The 20,330-nt window shown below is 63.9% G+C and carries 19 protein-coding genes; 9 read left to right on the forward strand and 10 right to left on the reverse strand.

What is annotated here, in order from left to right; all coding sequences use genetic code 11:
• Positions 1-61: 61 nt before the first annotated feature.
• Genes HY852_RS01625 through HY852_RS01635 form a run of 3 tightly spaced genes read right to left on the reverse strand, consistent with a single transcriptional unit; the run spans position 62 to position 3,245 of the window.
• Positions 62-1,570, reverse strand: a complete 1,509-nt coding sequence (locus HY852_RS01625) for an MDR family MFS transporter (RefSeq protein WP_291602125.1) — start codon at positions 1,568-1,570, stop codon at positions 62-64.
• Between the two features lie 42 nt (positions 1,571-1,612).
• Positions 1,613-2,773 carry an HlyD family secretion protein gene (locus tag HY852_RS01630; protein ID WP_291602039.1) on the reverse strand — a complete coding sequence of 387 codons (1,161 nt, stop codon included), beginning with the start codon at positions 2,771-2,773 and terminating at the stop codon, positions 1,613-1,615.
• Positions 2,766-3,245 carry a MarR family transcriptional regulator gene (locus HY852_RS01635; RefSeq protein ID WP_291602040.1) on the reverse strand — a complete coding sequence of 160 codons (480 nt, stop codon included), beginning with the start codon at positions 3,243-3,245 and terminating at the stop codon, positions 2,766-2,768. Before HY852_RS01635 ends, HY852_RS01630 begins: the two co-directional genes overlap by 8 nt.
• 158 nt (positions 3,246-3,403) lie before the next feature.
• Here HY852_RS01635 and HY852_RS01640 point away from each other — a divergent pair, with 158 nt between their 5' ends.
• The 3 genes from HY852_RS01640 (at position 3,404) to ispG (ending at position 6,414) form a co-directional block, all read left to right on the forward strand.
• Positions 3,404-3,895, forward strand: a complete 492-nt coding sequence (locus HY852_RS01640) for a Fur family transcriptional regulator (protein ID WP_291602041.1) — start codon at positions 3,404-3,406, stop codon at positions 3,893-3,895.
• A gap of 259 nt (positions 3,896-4,154) precedes the next feature.
• The gene (locus tag HY852_RS01645; RefSeq protein ID WP_291602042.1) at positions 4,155-5,108 is read left to right on the forward strand and encodes a DMT family transporter; all 954 of its coding nucleotides are present in this window, start codon (positions 4,155-4,157) and stop codon (positions 5,106-5,108) included.
• A gap of 13 nt (positions 5,109-5,121) precedes the next feature.
• Complete coding sequence (ispG, locus tag HY852_RS01650; RefSeq protein WP_291602043.1) at positions 5,122-6,414, forward strand: flavodoxin-dependent (E)-4-hydroxy-3-methylbut-2-enyl-diphosphate synthase; 1,293 nt, start codon at positions 5,122-5,124, stop codon at positions 6,412-6,414.
• A gap of 6 nt (positions 6,415-6,420) precedes the next feature.
• Here the strand turns inward: ispG and HY852_RS01655 are convergent, their stop codons facing one another.
• A complete protein-coding gene (locus HY852_RS01655; RefSeq protein WP_291602044.1) occupies positions 6,421-6,795 on the reverse strand; it encodes a nuclear transport factor 2 family protein in 375 nt (124 codons plus the stop codon).
• 227 nt (positions 6,796-7,022) lie between these two features.
• Between HY852_RS01655 and HY852_RS01660 the strand changes: the two genes are divergently transcribed.
• Positions 7,023-8,825 carry a caspase family protein gene (locus HY852_RS01660; RefSeq protein ID WP_291602046.1) on the forward strand — a complete coding sequence of 601 codons (1,803 nt, stop codon included), beginning with the start codon at positions 7,023-7,025 and terminating at the stop codon, positions 8,823-8,825.
• 135 nt (positions 8,826-8,960) lie between these two features.
• On the opposite strand, the gene HY852_RS01665 is transcribed toward HY852_RS01660, so the two are convergent.
• Entirely contained in the window at positions 8,961-9,884 is a 924-nt protein-coding gene (locus HY852_RS01665) for a polyprenyl synthetase family protein (RefSeq protein ID WP_291602048.1), read from the reverse strand.
• A gap of 199 nt (positions 9,885-10,083) precedes the next feature.
• On the opposite strand from HY852_RS01665, the gene mtgA reads away from it, so the two are divergent.
• From mtgA to HY852_RS01680, 3 genes are all read left to right on the forward strand, one after another.
• On the forward strand, positions 10,084-10,764 hold the full coding sequence (gene mtgA / locus HY852_RS01670; protein WP_291602051.1) for a monofunctional biosynthetic peptidoglycan transglycosylase: 681 nt from the start codon (positions 10,084-10,086) through the stop codon (positions 10,762-10,764).
• Positions 10,765-10,919: 155 nt separating this feature from the next.
• On the forward strand, positions 10,920-11,102 hold the full coding sequence (gene rpmF, locus HY852_RS01675; RefSeq protein ID WP_024509484.1) for a 50S ribosomal protein L32: 183 nt from the start codon (positions 10,920-10,922) through the stop codon (positions 11,100-11,102).
• A 121-nt stretch (positions 11,103-11,223) separates the two neighbouring features.
• On the forward strand, positions 11,224-11,913 hold the full coding sequence (locus tag HY852_RS01680) for a hypothetical protein (protein ID WP_291602059.1): 690 nt from the start codon (positions 11,224-11,226) through the stop codon (positions 11,911-11,913).
• Between the two features lie 78 nt (positions 11,914-11,991).
• Here the strand turns inward: HY852_RS01680 and HY852_RS01685 are convergent, their stop codons facing one another.
• Complete coding sequence (locus HY852_RS01685; RefSeq protein ID WP_291602061.1) at positions 11,992-12,249, reverse strand: hypothetical protein; 258 nt, start codon at positions 12,247-12,249, stop codon at positions 11,992-11,994.
• Positions 12,250-12,468: 219 nt separating this feature from the next.
• Here HY852_RS01685 and HY852_RS01690 point away from each other — a divergent pair, with 219 nt between their 5' ends.
• A complete protein-coding gene (locus HY852_RS01690; protein ID WP_291602062.1) occupies positions 12,469-14,163 on the forward strand; it encodes a bifunctional diguanylate cyclase/phosphodiesterase in 1,695 nt (564 codons plus the stop codon).
• An 8-nt stretch (positions 14,164-14,171) separates the two neighbouring features.
• Here the strand turns inward: HY852_RS01690 and HY852_RS01695 are convergent, their stop codons facing one another.
• The 4 genes from HY852_RS01695 to phaR all read right to left on the reverse strand — a co-directional run bounded on the left by HY852_RS01695 (position 14,172) and on the right by phaR (position 18,791).
• Positions 14,172-15,680 carry a tripartite tricarboxylate transporter permease gene (locus HY852_RS01695; RefSeq protein WP_291602063.1) on the reverse strand — a complete coding sequence of 503 codons (1,509 nt, stop codon included), beginning with the start codon at positions 15,678-15,680 and terminating at the stop codon, positions 14,172-14,174.
• A gap of 7 nt (positions 15,681-15,687) precedes the next feature.
• The gene (locus HY852_RS01700) at positions 15,688-16,173 is read right to left on the reverse strand and encodes a tripartite tricarboxylate transporter TctB family protein (RefSeq protein WP_291602065.1); all 486 of its coding nucleotides are present in this window, start codon (positions 16,171-16,173) and stop codon (positions 15,688-15,690) included.
• Between the two features lie 3 nt (positions 16,174-16,176).
• Positions 16,177-17,121, reverse strand: coding sequence for a tripartite tricarboxylate transporter substrate binding protein (locus HY852_RS01705; protein WP_291602067.1), 945 nt, complete (start codon positions 17,119-17,121; stop codon positions 16,177-16,179).
• A gap of 1,046 nt (positions 17,122-18,167) precedes the next feature.
• On the reverse strand, positions 18,168-18,791 hold the full coding sequence (gene phaR / locus HY852_RS01710; RefSeq protein ID WP_291602068.1) for a polyhydroxyalkanoate synthesis repressor PhaR: 624 nt from the start codon (positions 18,789-18,791) through the stop codon (positions 18,168-18,170).
• A gap of 315 nt (positions 18,792-19,106) precedes the next feature.
• Here phaR and HY852_RS01715 point away from each other — a divergent pair, with 315 nt between their 5' ends.
• Complete coding sequence (locus tag HY852_RS01715) at positions 19,107-20,285, forward strand: acetyl-CoA C-acetyltransferase (protein ID WP_291602070.1); 1,179 nt, start codon at positions 19,107-19,109, stop codon at positions 20,283-20,285.
• The last annotated feature ends 45 nt before the right edge of the window (positions 20,286-20,330 follow it).

Raw genomic sequence — 20,330 nt, forward strand, 5'->3', positions numbered from 1 at the left:
CCTCAAAGGGCGAGCCATGCTCGTCCCGGTCCCGCAAGCGGGGCGAGGGAGCGCGAAGCCGCTACTCCATCACCGCATGCTCGGGGCCTGCCGCCTGCTTGCGTAGCGCGGCCTTGGTCGAGCCGATCATGATCGCGAGCGGAAGCGTGCACAGGATGAAGATCATCACAAGCTGGTAGTCCTGCGAGAAGGCGATGATCTGCGCCTGGGCTGCCACCATCTTGTCCGCCATGGCACGCCCCACGTCGGTTGAGAGATTGATCAAGCCGGTTACGCCCGGCATCTGGAGCGCGGGGTTGAACGGATTGATATGCTGCGAAAGAATCGCGTAGTTCGACCGTGACCCCTGCGTGAGCTGTGCGATGACGATGGAAATGCCGACCGAGCTTGCGACATTGCGCATGAGGGTCAGCATTGACGCGCCGTCGGTGCGCAGCTGAGGCGACACTGTCAGGAACGCCACCGTCGAGAGCGGCACGAACACCAGCCCGAAGCCGAAGCCCTGGATAATGCTGATGGCGAGAATCTCTGGCGCCTGGGTCTGGTCGGTCCAGAAGGTCATATAGTACAGCGTGCCCGCGGTGATGGAGAGCCCCGCGATGATCAGGGTGCGGGCTTCGATATGGCGCATCAGGCGGCCGACCATCATCATGGAAAGGAATGTGCCGAAGCCGCGGCTCGCCAATAGCCAGCCCGCGGTGATGATGGGGTACCCGATCACGTTCTGCAGGTAAGGCGAGGCAAGCGCCATGGTCGAGAACAGCACCAGTCCCATCACGATCATGAAGATGCAGCCGGTAACGAAATTCCTGTCCTTGAACAGCGCGAACCGGATGAACGGGCTCGACGTCGTGAACGAGTGGGCGAAGAAATAATAGAAGCCGACGGCCGAGATAATGAACTCGGCGATGATTTCGTTGGATTCCAGCCAGTCCAATTGCTCGCCGCGATCGAGCGCGAGCTGCAGCGCCCCGATGGCGACCGCCAACGCCGTGAAGCCTAACCAGTCGAAGCGGAGACTGAGATCCTTTTTGGTCTCATCCATGAAGACGATGAGGCCGATCACGGTGATGGCGCCGAACGGCAGGTTGACGAAGAACACCCAGTGCCAGGAATAGGTCTCGGTCAGCCAGGCGCCCAGCGAGGGGCCCATGATCGGTCCCATCATCACGCCCATGCCCCAGATCGCCATCGCCTTCGCCCGCTCCTGCAAGGTGTAGGAATCGAGCATCACCGCCTGCGACAGCGGCACCAGCGCCGCGCCGAATACGCCCTGCAGCAGGCGGAACAGCACCATCTGGGTGATGTCCTGCGCGAGCCCGCACAGCACCGAGGTCACGGTGAAGCCGGCGGAACAGAGAATGAAGATGCGCTTGCGCCCGAAGCGGTCGGAGATCCATCCCACCGGAGCGGTCATGATCGCCGCGGCGACGATATAGGAGGTCAGCACCCAGTTGATCTGGTCCTGTGACGCCGACAGCGTGCCCTGCATATAGGGCAGGGCGACATTGGCGATCGTGGTGTCCAGCGCCTGCATGATGGTCGCGGTCATGGCGCAGATCGTCAACATGTTGCGGCGCAGGCCGGGCGGCAGCGGACCGGACACGGGGGATCAGTCCTTCTTTGCCGTCGACGAAAGGCCCAAAAGGCCCGCCAGCGTCCGGCGATGTCCGGTATCGATGGTGGCATAGACGCTCATGCCGGCCTTCAGCTTTCGCACGTGTTCGTCGTTCTCGTCGAAATAGATCCGCACCGGCACGCGCTGCACGATCTTGACAAAATTGCCGGTGGCGTTCTGCGGCGGCAGGATCGCAAATTGCGCGCCGGTGCCTGGCGACAGCGAGCCGATCTTGCCCTTGAACACGTGGTTCGGAAAGGCATCGACCTCAAGCGTCACGGGCTGGCCGACGGCGACATAGGTGAAGTCGGATTCCTTCGGATTGGCATCGACCCAGGGATGGGCCACGTCGATGATCGAGAACACCGGCGTGCCGGCGGTGATGTAACGACCGAGCTGGATCTGTTCGACCTGGGTCGCCACGCCCGGCATCGGCGCGCGCACCACCGTGTGATCGAGATTGCGCTCGGCCTCCTCAAGCTTCGCCTTGGCCAGAGCATAGGGCGGGAATTGCTCCAACGGCAGATCGGGATTGCCGAGCAGCTGCGTCTTGGCATTCGAGAGGTTCTGCTTGACGAATTGCGCCTGCGCGCCGGCGGTCACCAGCGCGGTCGCCGCATTGTCGAGATCAAGCTGCGAGCCGAAATTGTTCTTCACCAGCGCCTGCTTGCGTTCGACGTCGCGCTGCTTGAGCCCGATGCCCTGCTCCGTCAGATCGAGCATCTGGCCGTAGATCTTGATGTTGGCCTTCAGGCTGTCATAGGTCGTGCGGGCCTGATCGAGCGTGGCCTTGGCCTGGTCCACCGCGAGGCGGAACGGGACGGGGTCGATCTCGAACAGCACGTCGCCTTGCTTGACCAACTGGCCTTCCTTGACCACGACCTTGTCGATCTTGCCGGAAATGTCCGTCGTGATGAGAACCTTCTGGGCGCCGACATAGGCGTCGTCGGTCCCGACATAACGGCCGCCTTCGAGATAGAAAATCAGTCCGCCGATCGCGGCCGCGAGCGGCAGCACGACGAGCAGCAGGAAACGGCGATAGCGCCGCAGGCCGGCCAGCAGGCGGCGGCGCGGCTCCGCGGCGAGCTTGCTGCGGGGCTTTGCGGTGGGCGCGTCCTTCGCCTCGGGGGGAAACTTCAGTACCTGATCAGCCATAGCGCTGTTCCCTCCGCGGCGGTTCCCCCGACGTATTTTGTATGGCGTTGCGCACGTTTTCCTTCATCGTTTCGAGCTGCGCCAGCAGGCGATGCGCGTCGGCCGGATGAATGCCGTCGAGCGCGGTCGCCGTGAGCTCCGAGCGCAATCCGCTCAGCTTTCCGAGCAGCTGGCGACCCGCTTTCCGCAAGTAGAGGCGATTGATACGGCGGTCGGCGGAGTCGCTGCGGCGCTCGAGCCAGTCGTTTTCGCAAAGCTTGTCGATCAGTCGCGTCAACGTGATCGGCTGCATTTCCAGAAGTTCGGCCAGTTCGGACTGCTTCATGCCTTCGTGGCGTTCCACCTTGGCAAGCACGGCCCATTGCGCGCGCGTGATGCCGAAGCGCCGCGCCTCCTTGTCGGCGTGGGCCCGCACCAGCCGCGTCAGCTCGCCGAGCGTGAACAGAAAATTCGCCTCCACGGAACGGGACATAAGCTTCATCTCCAATAAGCTTTCTACATAATAAGCAAGCTTATGACTTTATTCACGCCGGCCGGGTCGGTGGGCTGCCCTGCCCCCAGGGCATGACTGTCCGGCATGGAACCGGCCGGGCTTTGGGATTTGGGGTCTAAGTGCTAGAAAACCGGCCGATGACCGTCGCAAAATCGGCATTCCCCGCGCCCGACCATGATCACGGCCGTTGCACCGCGGAAGCGCTCTTGCACGCCGAGCAGGTCTGCGAACGGCGGGCGCAGAAATTTACTCCGATCCGGCGTCAGGTGCTGGAGGCGCTGCTCGCGAGCCATCGCCCGCTCGGCGCCTATGAGGTGATCGAGGAACTGGCGAAGTCGATGCCGCGGCCAGCGCCCATTACCATCTATCGCGCGCTGGATTTTCTGATGGCCAACGGCCTCGTTCATCGCATAGAGAGCCGCAATGCCTACCTCGCCTGCGCGCACGATCACGACACGACCGCCACCGTAGCCTTCCTGATCTGCGAGCGTTGCGGCCTGGTCGGCGAGATTCCGGCAACGCCCATCGCTCAGGACCTGAGCGCCGCGGCGCGCGCCTCCGGTTTCCTGCCGAAGCTGTCTGTGGTCGAGATCACGGGCATCTGCGGTCATTGTCAGAGAGCATCGTAGGGGATGATGAGTTTAGGCTTGCACTATCCGGCCCCGAGCTCGTTTTACCTCTCCCGCTTGCGGGGGAGGTCGCTGTGCTCGAAGAGCGCAGCGGGTGGGGGAAAACTTCATCCACTCGAACACCGAGTCTGTAGCGGCACCCCCACCCCGGCCCTCCCCCGCAAGCGGGAGAGGGAGCGCAGTTCCGTCGTGGCTTCAGATCAATCCAGTCTCATCGCGCTTTAGAAAAACAACGGCAGCAAGCCGGGCTTGGGGAGAAATGTCGTCAGATAAAGTCGTATTGTCCGCCGGGCGCCCGCTAAATGCGGGCGCCATCGCAGTTATGCTCATGCTGTGCTTCACTTGGGGATTCAATCAGATCGCGGTCAAGCTGGTGCTGCCGGAAATTCCGGCGATGCTGCAGGCGATGATCCGCTCGTCAGGGGCCTTGCCGGTGCTGTTCCTCATCGGCTGGCTGCGCGGCGTGAAGTTCTTCGAGCGCGACGGCACGCTGGGCCCCGGGCTTGTGGCCGGGATCATGTTCGGAATCGAATTCGTGCTGATCTACCAGGGCCTGCGCTTTACCTCGGCCTCGCGTGCGGTGGTGTTTCTCTATGTCGCGCCGTTCTTTGTCGCGCTCGGGGCCTACCAGTTGCTCGGAGAGCGGCTGGGCGCGCTGCAATGGCTGGGGCTCGGCTTGAGCTTTACCGGCGTGGCGCTCGCGATCGGCGTGCCGCAACCGGATGTCGATGCCAAGGTTCTGCTCGGCGACTTGATGGTCGTCGGCGGCGGCGCGTTGTGGGCCGCGACGACCCTGCTCGCCAAGGCGACGCGGCTGCGCTTTGCCCCGCCGGAAAAGGCGCTTGGCTATCAGGTGGCGATCTCGGTCCCGATCCTGGGGGCGGCGGCGTGGCTTACGGGCGAAACCATCGCCAGGGTTCCAGGTCCCCTTGCGCTGTCCCTGATGGCGTTCCAGGCGATCTGGGTGGTCGGAACGACGTTCACTTTGTGGTTCGCGCTGGTGAAGATCTATTCGGCCAGCAAATTGTCCGCTTTTACCTTCGTCACCCCTTTGTTTGGCGTGGTGGCTAGCTATTTCATCCTGCACGATAGCTTGACCCTGGCGTTCGGCGCCGCCGCCCTGCTTGTAATTGCAGGCCTTTTCCTGGTTAACCGACCCTCTCCGGCCGCCGCGGTTGCCGGCGACGCATTGCTGAAAGTCACCAAAACCTGATATTCGATGACCCATGAACAAGCCCGAAAAGACCCCTGAATTCGACGTTGCGGGGCCCGCGCCCCGGCACCAGACCACCCAGGTCATGGTCGGCCATGTTGCGGTCGGCGGCGGCGCGCCGATTGTCGTGCAGTCGATGACCAATACCGACACCGCCGACGTCGAAAGCACCGTCGCCCAAGTCGCGGCGTTGACGCGTGCCGGCTCGGAACTGGTGCGTATCACCGTGGATCGCGAGGAGGCGGCGGCGGCCGTGCCCCACATACGCGACGGCCTGCGCAAGCGCGGCATCAACACGCCGTTGATCGGCGACTTCCACTATATCGGCCACAAGCTGCTCGCCGAATATCCGGCCTGTGCGGAAGCGCTCGATAAGTACCGCATCAATCCCGGCAATGTCGGCTTCAAGAACAAGCGCGACACGCAGTTCGCCGACATCATCGAGATCGCCAACAAGAACAACAAGCCGGTGCGCATCGGCGCCAATTGGGGCTCGCTCGACCAGGAGCTGCTCACCAAGCTGATGGAAGAAAACGCGTCGTCGCCGAACCCGCGCGATGCCCGCGCCGTGACGCGCGAGGCGATGGTGCAGTCGGCGTTGATGTCGGCCGCGCGTGCCATCGAACTCGGCATGCCCAAGGACCGGATCATCCTGTCGGCGAAGGTCTCGGCCGTGCAGGACCTGATCGCGGTCTACCAGGATCTCGCGAGCCGTTCTGATTACGCTATCCATCTCGGCCTCACCGAGGCCGGCATGGGCTCGAAGGGCATCGTCGCTTCCTCCGCCGCGCTCGGCATCCTGCTGCAGCAGGGCATCGGCGACACCATCCGCATCTCGCTCACGCCCGAGCCCGGCGGCGACCGCACCAAGGAAGTGCAGGTCGCGCAGGAATTGTTGCAGACCATGGGCTTCCGCACCTTCGTGCCGCTGGTTGCGGCCTGCCCGGGCTGCGGCCGCACCACGTCGACCACCTTCCAGGAGCTCGCCCGCTCGATCCAGGAGTTCATCCGCGACGAGATGCCGAACTGGAAGACGAAGTATCCGGGCGTCGAGACGCTCAACGTCGCGGTCATGGGCTGTATCGTCAACGGCCCCGGCGAATCCAAGCATGCCAATATCGGCATCTCGCTGCCGGGCACCGGCGAAGCGCCGGCCGCGCCCGTGTTCGTCGACGGCAAGAAATTCCGCACCCTGCGCGGCCCGACGATCGCCGAGGAGTTCAAGGCGCTGGTGATCGACTACATCGACCAGCGCTACGGAAGCGGCGCCAAGAAGCCGTCCGAGACGGTCAGCGCGGCGGAGTAGCGAACCTCACTCCCGCAGATCGTAGCGATAGGACTTCGAGACGATCTGCCAGCCGTCCTTCAGCTTCATCGCGATCAGGTAGTCGGTGAAATAGCGCGGCGGCAACTGGCAGCGCACCTTGATGAAGGCGGTGTTGTCGTCGGAGCGGTCGATGGTGACGATGAAGTCCTCGCGCGGCTGGCCTTGCGCCTTGGCCGAAGGCCGCTTGCGCACGCGCTCCAGCCAGTCCGGCACGGTCAGGACCTGCAATTCGCCGCTTTCCAGCCAGCGCAGGTCGGCGGAGCGGTGGAACATCGCCCCCAGCTTTTCCGCGTCGCCCTCGTAGAGGGCATCGAAATAGTTCTGCACCACGGCCTCGACGCTCGATCGATCATAACCCATGCGATTTTACCCTATCTTTTCCCGGCCCCGATCATGACCGGAAAAACGTGATCGGCAAGGGATCGGTTAGGGCGAACCTCGGCGGGCTTGGCAAAACTAATGAAATGGGTTCCGATACCGATCGGCGGGTGCACTGCGGGATACGTGACCCAATTCACACGCATCGCCCCCCGATCTTGCTAGGCAGTAAACAGGGTGTCGAATCCGTCAGCTCCGGAAATGCCGTCATGACAAGATTTTTGAAGCTCTGTTCCTTCCTCTTCGCTGCAGCGCTGCTGCTGACAGCTGAGCCCGCGCTCGCGGGCAAGCGCGTGGCGCTGGTGCTCGCCAATTCGGCGTACCAGAACGCGCCGCCGCTGCCCAATCCCGCCAATGACGGCGCGACGATCGCGCAGACATTGAAGGATGCCGGTTTCGAGGTTGTCGACTCCCGACACGATCTGCCGGCACTGGAGACGCGGCGCGCGTTGCGCGACTTTGCCGACAAGGCGCGCTTTGCGGACATCGCGGTCGTTTACTACGCCGGCCACGGCATGGAGGTCGACGGCTCGAACTACCTGATCCCCGTCGACGCCAGGCTCGAGCGCGACACCGACGTGTACGACGAAGCCTTTTCGTTGGATCGCATCCTGGTCGCGGTCGAGCCCGCCAAGCAGCTTCGGCTGGTGATCCTGGACGCCTGCCGCGACAATCCGTTCGCCAAGACCATGAAACGCACGGTGGCCTCGCGCGCCATCAGCAGGGGCCTTGCCCAGGTCGAACCGACCAGCCCGAACACGCTGATCGCCTATTCGGCCAAGGCCGGCATGGCTGCGCTCGACGGTGACGGCAAGAACAGCCCGTTCACGGTCGCCTTGTCCAGGCACCTGACCACGCCCGGGCTCGACGTGCGCAGGGCCTTCGGCTTCGTGCGCGATGACGTGCTCAAGAGCACCGGCAACAAGCAGGAGCCTTTCGTCTACGGCTCGCTTGGCGGCGAGGACGTGCCGCTGGTGCCGGTCAAGGCCGCGCCGACAGCGCCAGCTGTCAATCCGCAGGCCGATACCCGCCGCGACTACGAGCTCGCGCAGCAGCTCGGCAACAAGGCGGCCTGGGACGCCTTCCTGGCGCAGCATCCGGATGGCTTCTACGCCAACCTTGCCAAGCTCCAGCTCGACAAGATCGCCGCCGATCGGGTGCATGCCGCTGCGGTCGAAAAGGCGCGGGAGGCCGAACAGGAGCGGGCACGCCTTGCGGCTGAGGGTGCGAAGAAGGAGGCGCAGGTTAAGGCCGACGCCGACGCCAGGGCCGCCGAGCAGGCGCGCGTCGCGGCGGAAAAGGCGCAAGCGCAGGCGCAACAGCAGGCGACCGAAGCCGAGCGGCAGCGCATCAATCTGGCTGCTGCTGCGCCGGGGCCTGACAATTCCGCAGCGCGCACCTCGACTTCCCAGCCGACGCCCGACAAGGGAACGGCGGTCGCGGCGCTGAGCCCCACGCTCTCCCAGGCCGATTTGACCAAATCGATCCAGACCGAGCTGCGCCGGGTCGGCTGTCTCACCGGCGAGGCCGACGGCAGCTGGAATGCGGCTTCGCGGCGCTCGCTGTCGCTGTTCAATCGCCATGCGGGAACGAGGCTCGACGTCAAGGTCGCCTCGACCGATGCGCTCGACGCCATCAAGCTGAAGCCGTCGCGGGTCTGTCCGCTCGTTTGCGAGCGCGGCTACAAGGCCGATGGCGACAGCTGCACAAGGATCGTTTGCGGCGACGGGTATCTCCTTAATGACGACAATGCGTGCGAGAAGAAGCGCGTCAAGCGGGCCAATACGGCCAGGCGCGACGACGGCGCAGGCGAACGCGCGGGCCGCGCGCCCTCGCCGCGTCCCCAGCCGAACGCGCGCGCCGGTTATGGCGGAGCTTATGGCGGAGGCGCGTCAGGCGGTCAGGTCATTTGCGATGACCATATTTGTCGCAAGGTTCACCCCGGGTGCCGTCTCGTGTACCGCGGCGGCGGTGGCCCCGGTGCCAGCCCGAACGCCGAGGTCTGCAATTGATGGCTCAGTTCGCGAACGCGCTGGCCGCCAAAGTGATGAACGTGGGCGGCCGCGCATAGAGCACGGCTAGCGGCCGCGACATCCTGTGGAAGCGGATAACGGCTGGATCGTCAGCTTCCGTTACCCTTCACGCGTTCAATTCTTGCGCTCGGCGACGAAGCGCGCCGCGGCCCTGAGCACGTCGGCCCGGTTGCCGAAGATCGACAGCGCGGAATCTCCCTTGGCAAGGAGATCGCGGACGCGCTGCCTGGCGCCTTCGATGCCGAGCTGGGTGACGAAGGTGGTCTTGCCGAGGGCTGCGTCCTGGCCGGTCTGCTTGCCGAGCGCGGCGGCGTCGCCCTCGACGTCCAATAGATCGTCGGCGATCTGGAACGCCTCGCCGAGCGCGCGGCCGTAATCGTCCAGCGCCTGGCATTCCTTCTGCGAACCCTTGCCGAGAATGGCGCCGGCGATGCAGCCGAAGCGGAGCAGCGCCCCGGTCTTCATCTGCTGCAGGCGGGCGACATCGACCGGCTCGCGGTCGCCGAAGCGGCCTTCGCCGGCAAGGTCCAGGATCTGCCCGCCGGCCATGCCGCCGACGCCCGAGGCGCGCGCCAGCGCCCGGGTGAGGGCGAGGCGCACTCCCGCCTCGGGGTGGATCTCGTCGCGAGTGATGATGTCGAAGGCGATGGTGAGCAGCGCGTCGCCGGCCAGAATAGCGGTGGCGTCGTCATAAGCCTTGTGCAGCGTGGGCCGGCCGCGCCTTAAGTCGGAATTGTCCATCGCCGGCAGATCGTCGTGGATAAGGGAATAGCAGTGAATGCATTCGAGCGCCGCGCCCGCGAGCAGTGCGGACTGCCGCGCCACGCCGAACACGGCCGCGCTTTCGACCACCAGGAACGGCCGCAGCCGCTTTCCTCCGTTGAGGCTCGAATAGCGCATCGCTTCGATCAGCCGCTTCGGGCGGAAGATCTCGTCGGAGAGCACCTCGTCCGACAACAGCTTGCCGAGCAGGACTTCGGTGTCCTCCGCGGTCTTATCCAGGCGTTTGACAAAGTCGGACGGTTGAATACCGGTCATCAAATGGGGCTCCAATCAAGGCTCCAAAGAACAAAACGGCCCGGACAATCCTTTATGCGCCAGCCTTCGTCAATTGCGCCTTCCGCATTTTCGGTGCCTTAAAAGGGCTGAAAAAGGCCCGAATTATCACAGGCTTAATTCACGCTTAGTCGATCGATCCGATTGTTGAGCCCCGTATTGTTGAGCCGGAAGGCCCGATTTGCGCTTCATCCGAATCCTGTTGCTCCTGCTCTTCGCCGCGCTGCTCGTGCCCTATGTCGTCACGCCGTTCTATCGCCAAGGCCATCCGGCCTCGACGCTGATGGCCTGGCGCTGGCTGCGCGGTGCGCCGGTTGCGCGGCAATGGGTGGATCTGTCCGAGATGTCGCCGTCTCTGCCGCGGTCGGTCATCGCTGCCGAGGACGCGCATTTCTGCAAGCACCATGGCATCGATTGGGGGGCGCTGCGCGAGGTGATCGACGACGCGCAGGAGGAAGGCGCGGTGAGCCGCGGCGCCTCGACCATCACCCAGCAGCTGGCGAAGAACCTGTTTCTCTGGCAGGGCCGCGACCCCGTCCGCAAGATGCTGGAGTTTCCCCTGGCCCTGTGGATCGACCTGGTGTTGCCCAAGCAGCGGATACTGGAGATCTACCTCAACATCGCCGAGCTCGGACCCGGCGGCCAGTTTGGCGTCGAGGCGGGCAGCGCCTACGCCTTCGGCAAGCCCGCCTCGCATGTGTCGCCGCGCGAGGCCGCGCTGCTCACGGCGATCCTGCCCAATCCGGTCAGGCGCAGCGCCCGTAGTCCCGGTCCGGGGGTGCGGCGCCTGGCTGCGATCTATGTGGCGCGGGCGCAGGCTGCGGATTTATCGCGCTGCTGGCGCGAAAATCGGGTCCAGTGAGCCGTTTTTGGGCGGATTTTGCGTGTCCCGACCCTAGCTTTGCGGCGGTCCATCCTCTATAAGCGCGGCCTTGATCGGCATCCCGCTCGCGCCTTTGGTGCTGAGCCGTCCGGTTCGGACGGATGCCCCCGAAAGACCCCCTAGAGGACACCGATATGGCCGTTCCGAGAAGAAAAACATCGCCGTCCCGGCGTGGCATGCGCCGTTCGGCGGATGCGCTGAAGAAGCCGACCTATGTCGAGGACAAGGATTCCGGCGAGCTTCGCCGCCCGCACCATCTCGACCTCAAGACCGGCATGTACAAGGGCCGGCAGGTCCTGAAGAAAAAAGAGTCGTAAAGACGGGCAGGGGAGCCGTGGGCGGCGCTCGCTGCCCGAATTCGGCCAACCAGTGAGTTAACACGGTTCCCCCGGCAGAGCATCGGTCTTTGCCGGGGATTTCCTGTTTGGAGCACCCGCGATGGTCGGTTTCCCGCTGCTTCTCATTCCGGTGGCCGTCTACAACATCATCGTATTTCTCATGCCCGGCGTTTCCTTCACGGACACGCTGTTCAAGATGCCGATGCTGTCCGGCGAGGAATGGCCGGTGACGCTGAGCGATGTGCTGATCGCGATCGGCATCGTCCTGTTGCTGTTCGAGGTCATCAAGGGCGCACGACCGGGCGCCAAATACCTTACCGACCACCTGCTATCCTTTATTGTTTTCGGCGCGGCCGCGGCGGAATTCGCGCTGTGGCCGAAATTCGCCAACTCCACCTTCTTCCTGCTGACGCTGCTGGCGATGGTCGACTTCTTCTCCGGCGTTGCACTGCGGACGCGGCGGCGCGCGGTCGTTGCCGATGCGGCGCCGGTCTCGCCCCGGAGGCGGCAACAGGTCGAGGTGCCCGCGGCCGAGCCGCAATTCGATCCCGCGCCTTTGCCGCAGCCGGCGCCTTCCCAGCCTGCCGCCGCCCCGCAGCCGGCAACGCAACCAGCAGCGGCCCAGCCTGCGCCGCGGCCAGCGACCGCGCAGTCGATCGCCGAATCGGTATTGATGGATCATCCCGCGCCGGCACAGGCCGCGCCGCCCCCAGCCTCGCCGGAAGCGCCCTCGTCTCAATTGCAGCCGAACGGGACCAGGCCGGCCGAGCCGGACGGCTCGCAGCGCTGACGGTATCGCTTAAGACGGGTTGAGTTGCGACATGTCGGCGGTAAACCTCTCCCAATGGGGAGAAGGATTAGCCTGGGCTCATATCAGCTGGCGTGTCTTGAAGCCTGTTCGTGCGGGCTCACGCCGCGCGGCGTACGCTGTTTTCGCGTCGGCGGGTGTTGCGCGCCGTAGCCGCCGGGCCTGCGGAACCTCCTCGGCGTTGGCGATCAACTGGGTGACGAAGGTCGGGTCGGGCCGCGGCAGCGTGTTCTTGTGCACCCATTGCACGGTCGGGGTGACCGGCACCAGCGAGCCGCCAACGCTTTCCGCCTGCTCTGGCCTATCGAAATCTGACATCGCTCACCGAGCCTCGGCTGAACTGTCGCATTTTGGGACGCGACACCCTCTGCTGGCCCTGGATTCGCAAGGCTTATGCCGTTCGCCGGTATTTTCGTTCCGACAAGGTTAGAGACGTGGTTTCCAGATTATTTATGAACTTCGCCTAGGGTGACATCCCGAATTGGAACTATCCTCAGCCAAGTTAGAATCACGGCGCTGTCCCGAAACGAGGCGATTTTGACATCAGCATTGCCGCAGGCGTCCGACATTCTGGCTTCGCTCGGCCAGGCCATTTTCGTGTGGGACATCGCCACCGACTCGATCGCGTGGAGCGACGAGGTCGGGGCGGTATTCTCCGACGTTCCGCCGGAGAAGCTGGCCAACGGCGGTGAGTTCGCCAAGCTGATCGAACCGTCGCAATCGGTCCGCATCGCCGCGCTGTCCCAATCCCCGGCAGTCCACGGCGTCGACGGCACGCCGTATCGTATCGAATACGGCGTGCGCGCGAGCACCTCGACGCCGGTGCTGTGGGTCGAGGAGACCGGGCGCTGGTTCGCGGGCCCCGACGGCAGGCCGGTGCGGGCGCAGGGCGTCATCCGCATCAACAATGAGCGCCACGCGAGAGACGAGGAGCTTTCCAAGCTGGCGCGGCTCGACCCGTTGACGGGCGAACTCAACCGCACCCATCTGGTCGCGGCGCTGGCGGAAGCGATCGAGGAATCATTGCGCTTCCGCTCGTCCTTTGCCTTCATGCTGATAGGTGTCGATCATCTGTCGCGCATCAACGACGCCTTCGGCTTCGACGTGGCGGACGGAGTGATCTCGGAAGTGGCGCGGCGGATTCGCGCACGGCTGCGCGGCGGCGACGTGCTCGGCCGCTTCTCGGGCAACAAGCTCGGCCTGATCCTGAAAAACTGCACCAATGACGACGTCAGCATCGCCGCCGAGCGTTTTCTCGCCGCCATCCGCGACGAGGTGGTGCCGACCAAATCCGGGCCCGTGTCGGTGACGGCTTCGATCGGCGCGGTCAGCGCGCCGCGCCATGCCCGCAGCACGGACGACGCGATTAACCGCGCCCATGAGACGCTCGACCATGCCAAGCGTCGCCGCGCCGGGTCGTTTGCGATGTGGCGTCCCGATGCCGCGCGCGACGCGCAGCGCCGGGTCAACATCCGCGTCACCGACGAGATCGTCACCGCGCTGAACGAGCGGCGCATCGCGCTGGCGTTCGAGCCGGTGGTCGGGGTGCGCGGCAGGGAGCAGGCCTTCCATGAGTGCCTGGTCCGCATGCAGCAGGACGGCGGACAGGTGCTGCTTGCGCCCGACATCGTTCCGGTGGCGGAGCGGCTCGGGCTGATCCGCCTGGTCGATCATCGCGTGCTTGAGCTTGTGGTGGCCGAGCTTGCGGCATCTCCCGCCGTGCGGCTCAGCCTGAACATTTCGCCGGATACGACGACCGATCCGGACTGGTGGGCCTCGATCGAATCCCTGATGCGGGCGCACCCAGGCGTGGCCGAACGGCTGATCGTGGAAATCACCGAGACGGTTGCGATCCAGGACATCGAGGATGTGCGAAGCTTCGTCACGCGGCTCAAGAAGCTCGGCAGCCGGATCGCGATCGACGATTTCGGCGCCGGCTACACCTCGTTCCGGAACCTGCGCAAGCTCGGCGTCGACATCGTCAAGATCGACGGCGCGTTCGTGCAGAACATCGCTAGCTCGGCGGACGATCGTGCCTTCGTGCAGACGTTGATCGACCTGGCGCGTCGGCTCGACATCGAGACCGTGGCCGAATGGGTTCAGGACGAGGAGTCCGCGCGCCTGTTGTGCGACTGGGGCTGCGATTACATCCAGGGTCGCCTGACCGGACTGGCCTCGACGAAACGTCCCTGGGCCACGCTGCCCGATGCGACGCTGCCGGCGGCGGGTTAGCCGATAATCTAGGCTTCCTCATCCAGCGCGACCAGCTCGCGCTTCTTGCGCAGCGCCGGCAACAGCGGCGCGATCAGCAGCGCAAGCGCGAGCGCGAGACAAGCGGCCGAGATCGGCCGCTGGACGAAGGTCCAGAGGTCGCCGTGCGAGAGGATCAGCGACTTGCGCAAGTTGTTCTCGAGCATCGGACCGAGCACGAAGGCCAGTACCAGCGGGGCAGGCTCATAGCCGAGCTTGCGCATGAAATAGCCCACCACGCCGAACGCGATCATGACGTAGACATCGAACACGTTGTTGCTGGAACAGTAGACGCCGAGGATGGTGAAGAGGATGATCAGCGGGAAGAGGACGTTGTACGGCAGCTTCAGAAGTTGAACCCACATGCCGATCATCGGCAGGTTGAGCACCAGCAGCATGACGTTGCCGATATACATGCTGGCGACGATGCCCCAGAACAGGCCGGGGTTCTGCGTGATCAGAAGCGGACCGGGCTGCAGTCCATGAATGACGAACGCGCCGAGCAAGAGCGCCATCACCACATTCGGCGGAATGCCCAGCGTCATCAGCGGGATGAACGCGCCGCCAGCCGCGGCGTTGTTGGCAGCTTCCGGTCCGGCAACGCCTTCGATCGCCCCATTGCCGAACCGCTCGGGCGTCTTGGACAGGCGCTTTTCCAGCGCGTAGGAGGCAAAAGAGGAAATCACTGCGCCACCACCCGGCAGAATGCCGAGCAGAAAACCAAGCATCGTCCCGCGCGTCAGCGGTCCCGCGCTGGCCTGCCAGTCGGCCCGGTTCGGCAACAGATGCGTGATCTTCGTGTTGATGATGTCGCGCCTGATCACCTGCTCGGTGTTGAGCAGGACCTCGGCAACGCCGAACAGGCCCATCACCACAGGGACGAGACCGATGCCGTCGATCAGTTCCATGCGGCCGAAGGTCAATCGCGGCTGGGCCGTGATGCTGTCGAGCCCGACGAGGCCGAGCACGACGCCGATGCAGGCCATCAGCAGCGCCTTCGCCATCGAGCCCTGGGTAAGAAAGGTAAGCACCACGAGCCCGAGCACCATCAGGCTGAAATATTCTGCCGGACCGAATGCGATTGCAATGCTGGCGAGCTTCGGCGCGACCAGCATCAAGGCGACCAGCGCGAAGGTGCCGGCGATGAAGGAGCCGAAGGCGGCGATTCCGAGCGCCGGCCCGGCGCGCCCTTGCTTCGCCATCTGGTGCCCGTCGATACAGGTGACGACAGAGGCTGCTTCGCCGGGGATGTTGACCAGGATCGAGGTGGTCGAGCCGCCATACATGGAGCCGTAGTAGATCCCGGCCATCATGATGATGCCGGACTCCGGCGTGCCCGACAGCGTCACGGGCAGGAGCAGCGACATCGCCGAGATCGGCCCGATTCCGGGCAAGACGCCGACCAGCGTGCCGATAAAGACGCCGATGAAGCAATACAGGAGATTGATCGGCATAAGTGCGACGCCGAAACCATGCGCGACATTGGCAAGGGTATCCATTGCGCGATCACCCTATGCCAAACGCGCCCGAAGGTAGCTGGATCAGAAGCAGGCGTTTGAGCACCCACCACATGCCGAGCGGAACGAGCACGGCAATCGGAATGGCGAGCGACCAGCGTACGGGATCGATCAGGCGCAGCAACAGCAACATCAACGGAATGGACGACAGCAGAAATCCCAGCGGTTCGAGGGCCAAGGAGAACGCGATGAGGCAGGCGATGATCAGGGCCGGCTTGGTCCAGCGCGCGTTCTCCCAGCGAGAGGCGAGGGTCGGGCCGCCCTCGGCGATCGCCGCCACGATGATGGCGGTCGCGAACACGCACATCAGGATGCCCGTATAGAACAGCACATAGCCGGAGCCGGGATCGTTGATGGTGCCGAGCTTGAGCTTCAATCCCGACCAGATCACGAAGCCGCCAAGCGCAAGGCCGATGAGCCCGCCCCAGAGTTCGGAGTTGTTGAGGCGGGGTTTTGCGTTCCCACCGCTGCGCACGGCTTAGTTCGTCTTCTTCGCAAGCCCAAGCCGCTCGATGATCTTGCGCTCGGACTCGGTGATCTCGACGACTAATTTCTTGTAGTCTTCCGTATTCCTGTAGTTCGGCACCATGTCGTATTTGGCGAGCGTCGCGACCACGGCCGGGTCTTCGATCGCCTTCTTGAAGGCGTCGTGCAGCTTGGCGACGATCTTGGGATCCATGCCCTTCGGCCCGGCAACGCCGAACGGGGAGTCATAGACCATGGGATAGCCGAGCTCCTTCAGGGTCGGAACATCGGGGTAGTTCGGCGACCGTGCCGCGGTCCACACCATCAAGAGCCGCAACTTGCCGGCATCGACCAGAGGCCGCCAGCCCGTCGAATCGGCCTGCAGCATCGTGTGCTGGCCCAGCACGGCGGCGTTGGTCTCGGCGCCGCCCTTGAACGGCACCTGCGTCAGCTTGATCCCGGCCATGGCCGCGATCTGCTCCATGCCGATATGCAACGAGGTTCCCGCGCCCGGTGTCGCATAGGTCACCTTGCCCGGGTTCTGCTTGGCGAAATCCACCACGTCCTTCCAGGTCTTGAACTGGGACTCGGCGCTGGTGGTCACGCCGAACGTATAGCCGGTGAGATGGATGATATAGGTGAAATCCTTCGCCGGATCCCAGGACACCTCCTGCATCAGCGGCAGGCGAAATACGGTGATCGGGATCTGCGCGATGGTGTAGCCGTCCGGTTTCGCTGCCGCAGCCATGGTGGCCGGGCCGACCGTGCCGCTGCCGCCCGCCTTGTTGTCGATCACGATCGGCTGGCCGAGCACCTTTGACGCGCTGTCGGCGATCGCGCGCATCGAGATGTCGGTCGACCCGCCCGCTGGCCACGGCACGATCAGCGTGATCGGCTTGGTGGGGTATTCCTGTGCGCCGGCGGCCACAGATAGCAGTACGCCAATGGCGGCAAGCATGATCGTCCGTCGGCATTGCGACATTGCAAATCCTCCCTCGCGGTCTCGTTGGTATGCGGACCGGCGTTATTCCGTTGTTGTGGGATCTTCCCTGAAAACTCCGGAGAAGAAAAGCGCATTTCGGGCCCGCGCGCCTGTTGCGCGACCGGGGTTGCTATTCATTCAGGGCGGCCGATCGGGCTCACCGCGTTCGAGCGGCCCTTGTTTCTCGAGCTCGACGGGCAAATCAGGCGGAAAACCTGTCAAGCCGAGCTCGCAAAAATATTTCGCTTTTCCCGAAACGAAAATCAGCTTATGGTTGCTTCGTCCCGCCCGGCACGAGGGGCGGATCGCGAGTCGTCACGAAACGCGGGCTGGGATGCGGTGGACGCGGCAGCGTCGGCGCGGAAGGAATTGCAGGGCGGTGCTCCTTGGCCTTGAGCCGGGACCCGTGAGCGATCGACCGGCGCGTAGGACGAACGACGCTGAAGATTTTGTCTTGCGAGGCTTCGATGCGACTTTTCGCGCCGAAGCTTCAGCGAAGGCGGAATTCCGCGTACGGCAAAACCGTGTGGTCCTGGCACCCGTTGCTGGTGTCAAGCTTGCGGAGGCGAAGTCGATCCAACCGGATTGATCAGCCGTCAATTCGCGGGCGACGGAGGCAAGACGAATTCGTCTCCGGGGAGAGCACGGCATAAGCCGTCAGACCACTGCGCAGGGAAGGCCGGGCTGCTCCGGCTGTACCTGTGGTTTTCCCGCTGTGCATTTTGCGCAGAGCCTGCGCACAGCGGGCCACGGGTGCCAGCGGGCACCCGGTCTTCCCTGCGCCCTCTGTCTTGAAGCTCCCTTGAAGAGGGTGTGGAAGTTTAGCAAAACTCGGGCGCCACGCGCCGCGAGAATGCATCGCCGCATCTGGTGTTTTGAAAGATTGAATCGGTGCCGCGGACTCACTGTCATCGTCCGCGAAAGCGGACGATCCAGTACCCCAGATGCAGTGCGTAGCCGAGAAGCATAGCGTACTGGATGCCGTGCCTTCGCGGGGCATCACGACAATCCAAAAGAAGCGCCTACTCTTCCTTTTTCGACGCTTCTTCCTTTTTCGACGTTTCTTCCTTCTTCGACATGCGCTCGAGCCGCTCCTGCATTTCCTTCATCTGGCGGCGCAGGTCGTCGATATTGGTGTCTTCCAGCGGGGTCTCCGACGTCTTCGCCGGCTCAGGCTCCGATGCGCCAACGCGCGTCGTGAACGGCTTGAACATCGAGAAGGTCTGCTGGAACAGCTCCATGTTGCGGCGGACCTGTTCCTCAAGCGGCGCAAAGGGAGTGCCGCTCAGCGTGTTCGCGAGCTGCTTGCGGAATTTCTCCTGCTCGCGCGTCAGCGTATCGATGGATTGTTCGAGGAATTTCGGGACCACCATCTGCATGCTGTCTCCGTAGAATCGGATCAGCTGCCGCAGGAAGGTGGTCGGCAACAGGTTCTGGCCGGCCTTGTTCTCCTGCTCGAAGATGATCTGAGCCAGCACCGAGCGTGTGATGTCCTCGCCGGTCTTGGCGTCATAAACCAGGAAATCCTCGCCTTCCTTTACCATCGCCGCGAGGTCTTCCAGGGTCACGTAGGTGCTCGTTCCGGTGTTGTAGAGCCGTCGGTTCGCGTACTTCTTGATGGTGGTCGGTTGGTCTGATTTCGCCATGAGCTCTCACTTGAAAAACACGGAGAACGGGAACCCGACGGCTTTGCCGCAGGGCGGGACGAGCTGCGCAACGCAACAAAATAAGCATTTTCAATGAGCTTCGGCTACCGTTTTGTGCGCCACGGTTAATTCGGCAGCAATAAGGCTGCATCCGAAATAGCCGAGAACGTCATTTTGAGTGCGCTGCGGCAAAAATCCGGCCTCTGGACAATTGACATGCCGCGGCGAGGTTAACAGGATGCAGGCGAGACTGGCCGCCGTTTCCGGCGCACGCCGATCCTCGTTTTCAAGATCCTCAAGCCCCAGGAGATTCCCATGTCAGACGATGTCGTCATCGTCAGCGCCGCCCGCACCCCGGTCGGAAGCTTCAACGGCGCGTTCGCCACCATGCCTGCCCATGAGCTCGGTGCGGTCGCCATCAAGGCCGCCATGGAGCGCGCCGGCCTCGAGCCGGGCCGTGTCTCCGAGGTGATCCTGGGCCAGATCCTTACCGCCGGCCAAGGCCAGAACCCAGCCCGCCAGGCCTCGATCGCCGCCGGCATTCCGGTGGAGAGCCCGGCTTGGGGCGTCAACCAGCTGTGCGGTTCGGGCCTGCGCTCGGTGGCGCTCGGCTATCAGGCCCTGCTCAACGGTGATTCCGACATCGTGGTTGCCGGCGGCCAGGAATCCATGAGCACGGCCCAGCACGCCCAATATCTGCGCGGCGGCGTCAAGATGGGCCCGCTCGAGCTCGTCGACACCATGATCAAGGACGGCCTGTGGGATGCCTTCAACGGCTATCACATGGGTAACACCGCCGAGAACGTGGCCAAGCAATATCAGATCACGCGCGCCCAGCAGGACGAGTTCGCGGTGTCCTCGCAGCAGAAGGCCGAGGCGGCGCAGAAGGCGGGCAAGTTCAAGGACGAGATCGTCCCGGTCATCATCAAGACGCGCAAGGGCGACGTCGTGGTCGATACCGACGAATATCCGCGCCATGGCGCTACGCTGGACGGAATGGGCAAGCTGAGGCCGGCCTTCGAGAAAGATGGCACGGTGACCGCAGGCAACGCCTCGGGCATCAATGACGGTGCTGCCGCGGTGGTGCTGATGACCGCCAAGCAGGCGGCCAAGGAAGGCAAGAAGCCGTTGGCCCGGATCGTTTCCTGGGCGCACGCCGGCGTCGATCCGAAGATCATGGGTACCGGCCCGATCCCCGCCTCGCGCGCGGCGCTGAAGAAGGCCGGCTGGAACATCGGCGATCTCGATCTCATCGAGGCCAACGAGGCGTTCGCCGCGCAGGCCTGCGCCGTCAACAAGGACCTCGGCTGGGATACGTCCAAGGTCAACGTCAATGGCGGCGCGATCGCGATCGGGCATACGATCGGCGCCTCCGGAGCCCGCGTGCTGGTGACGCTGTTGCATGAAATGCAGAAGCGCGACGCCAAGAAGGGGCTTGCCACGCTGTGCATCGGCGGCGGCATGGGTATCGCGATGTGCATTGCACGCGATTGAGATGTGCATTGCACACGACCAAAAAGGCGGCGGTTGCAAATAGAA

It is taken from the genome of Bradyrhizobium sp. (assembly GCF_016213215.1).
Taxonomy (GTDB): domain Bacteria; phylum Pseudomonadota; class Alphaproteobacteria; order Rhizobiales; family Xanthobacteraceae; genus Bradyrhizobium.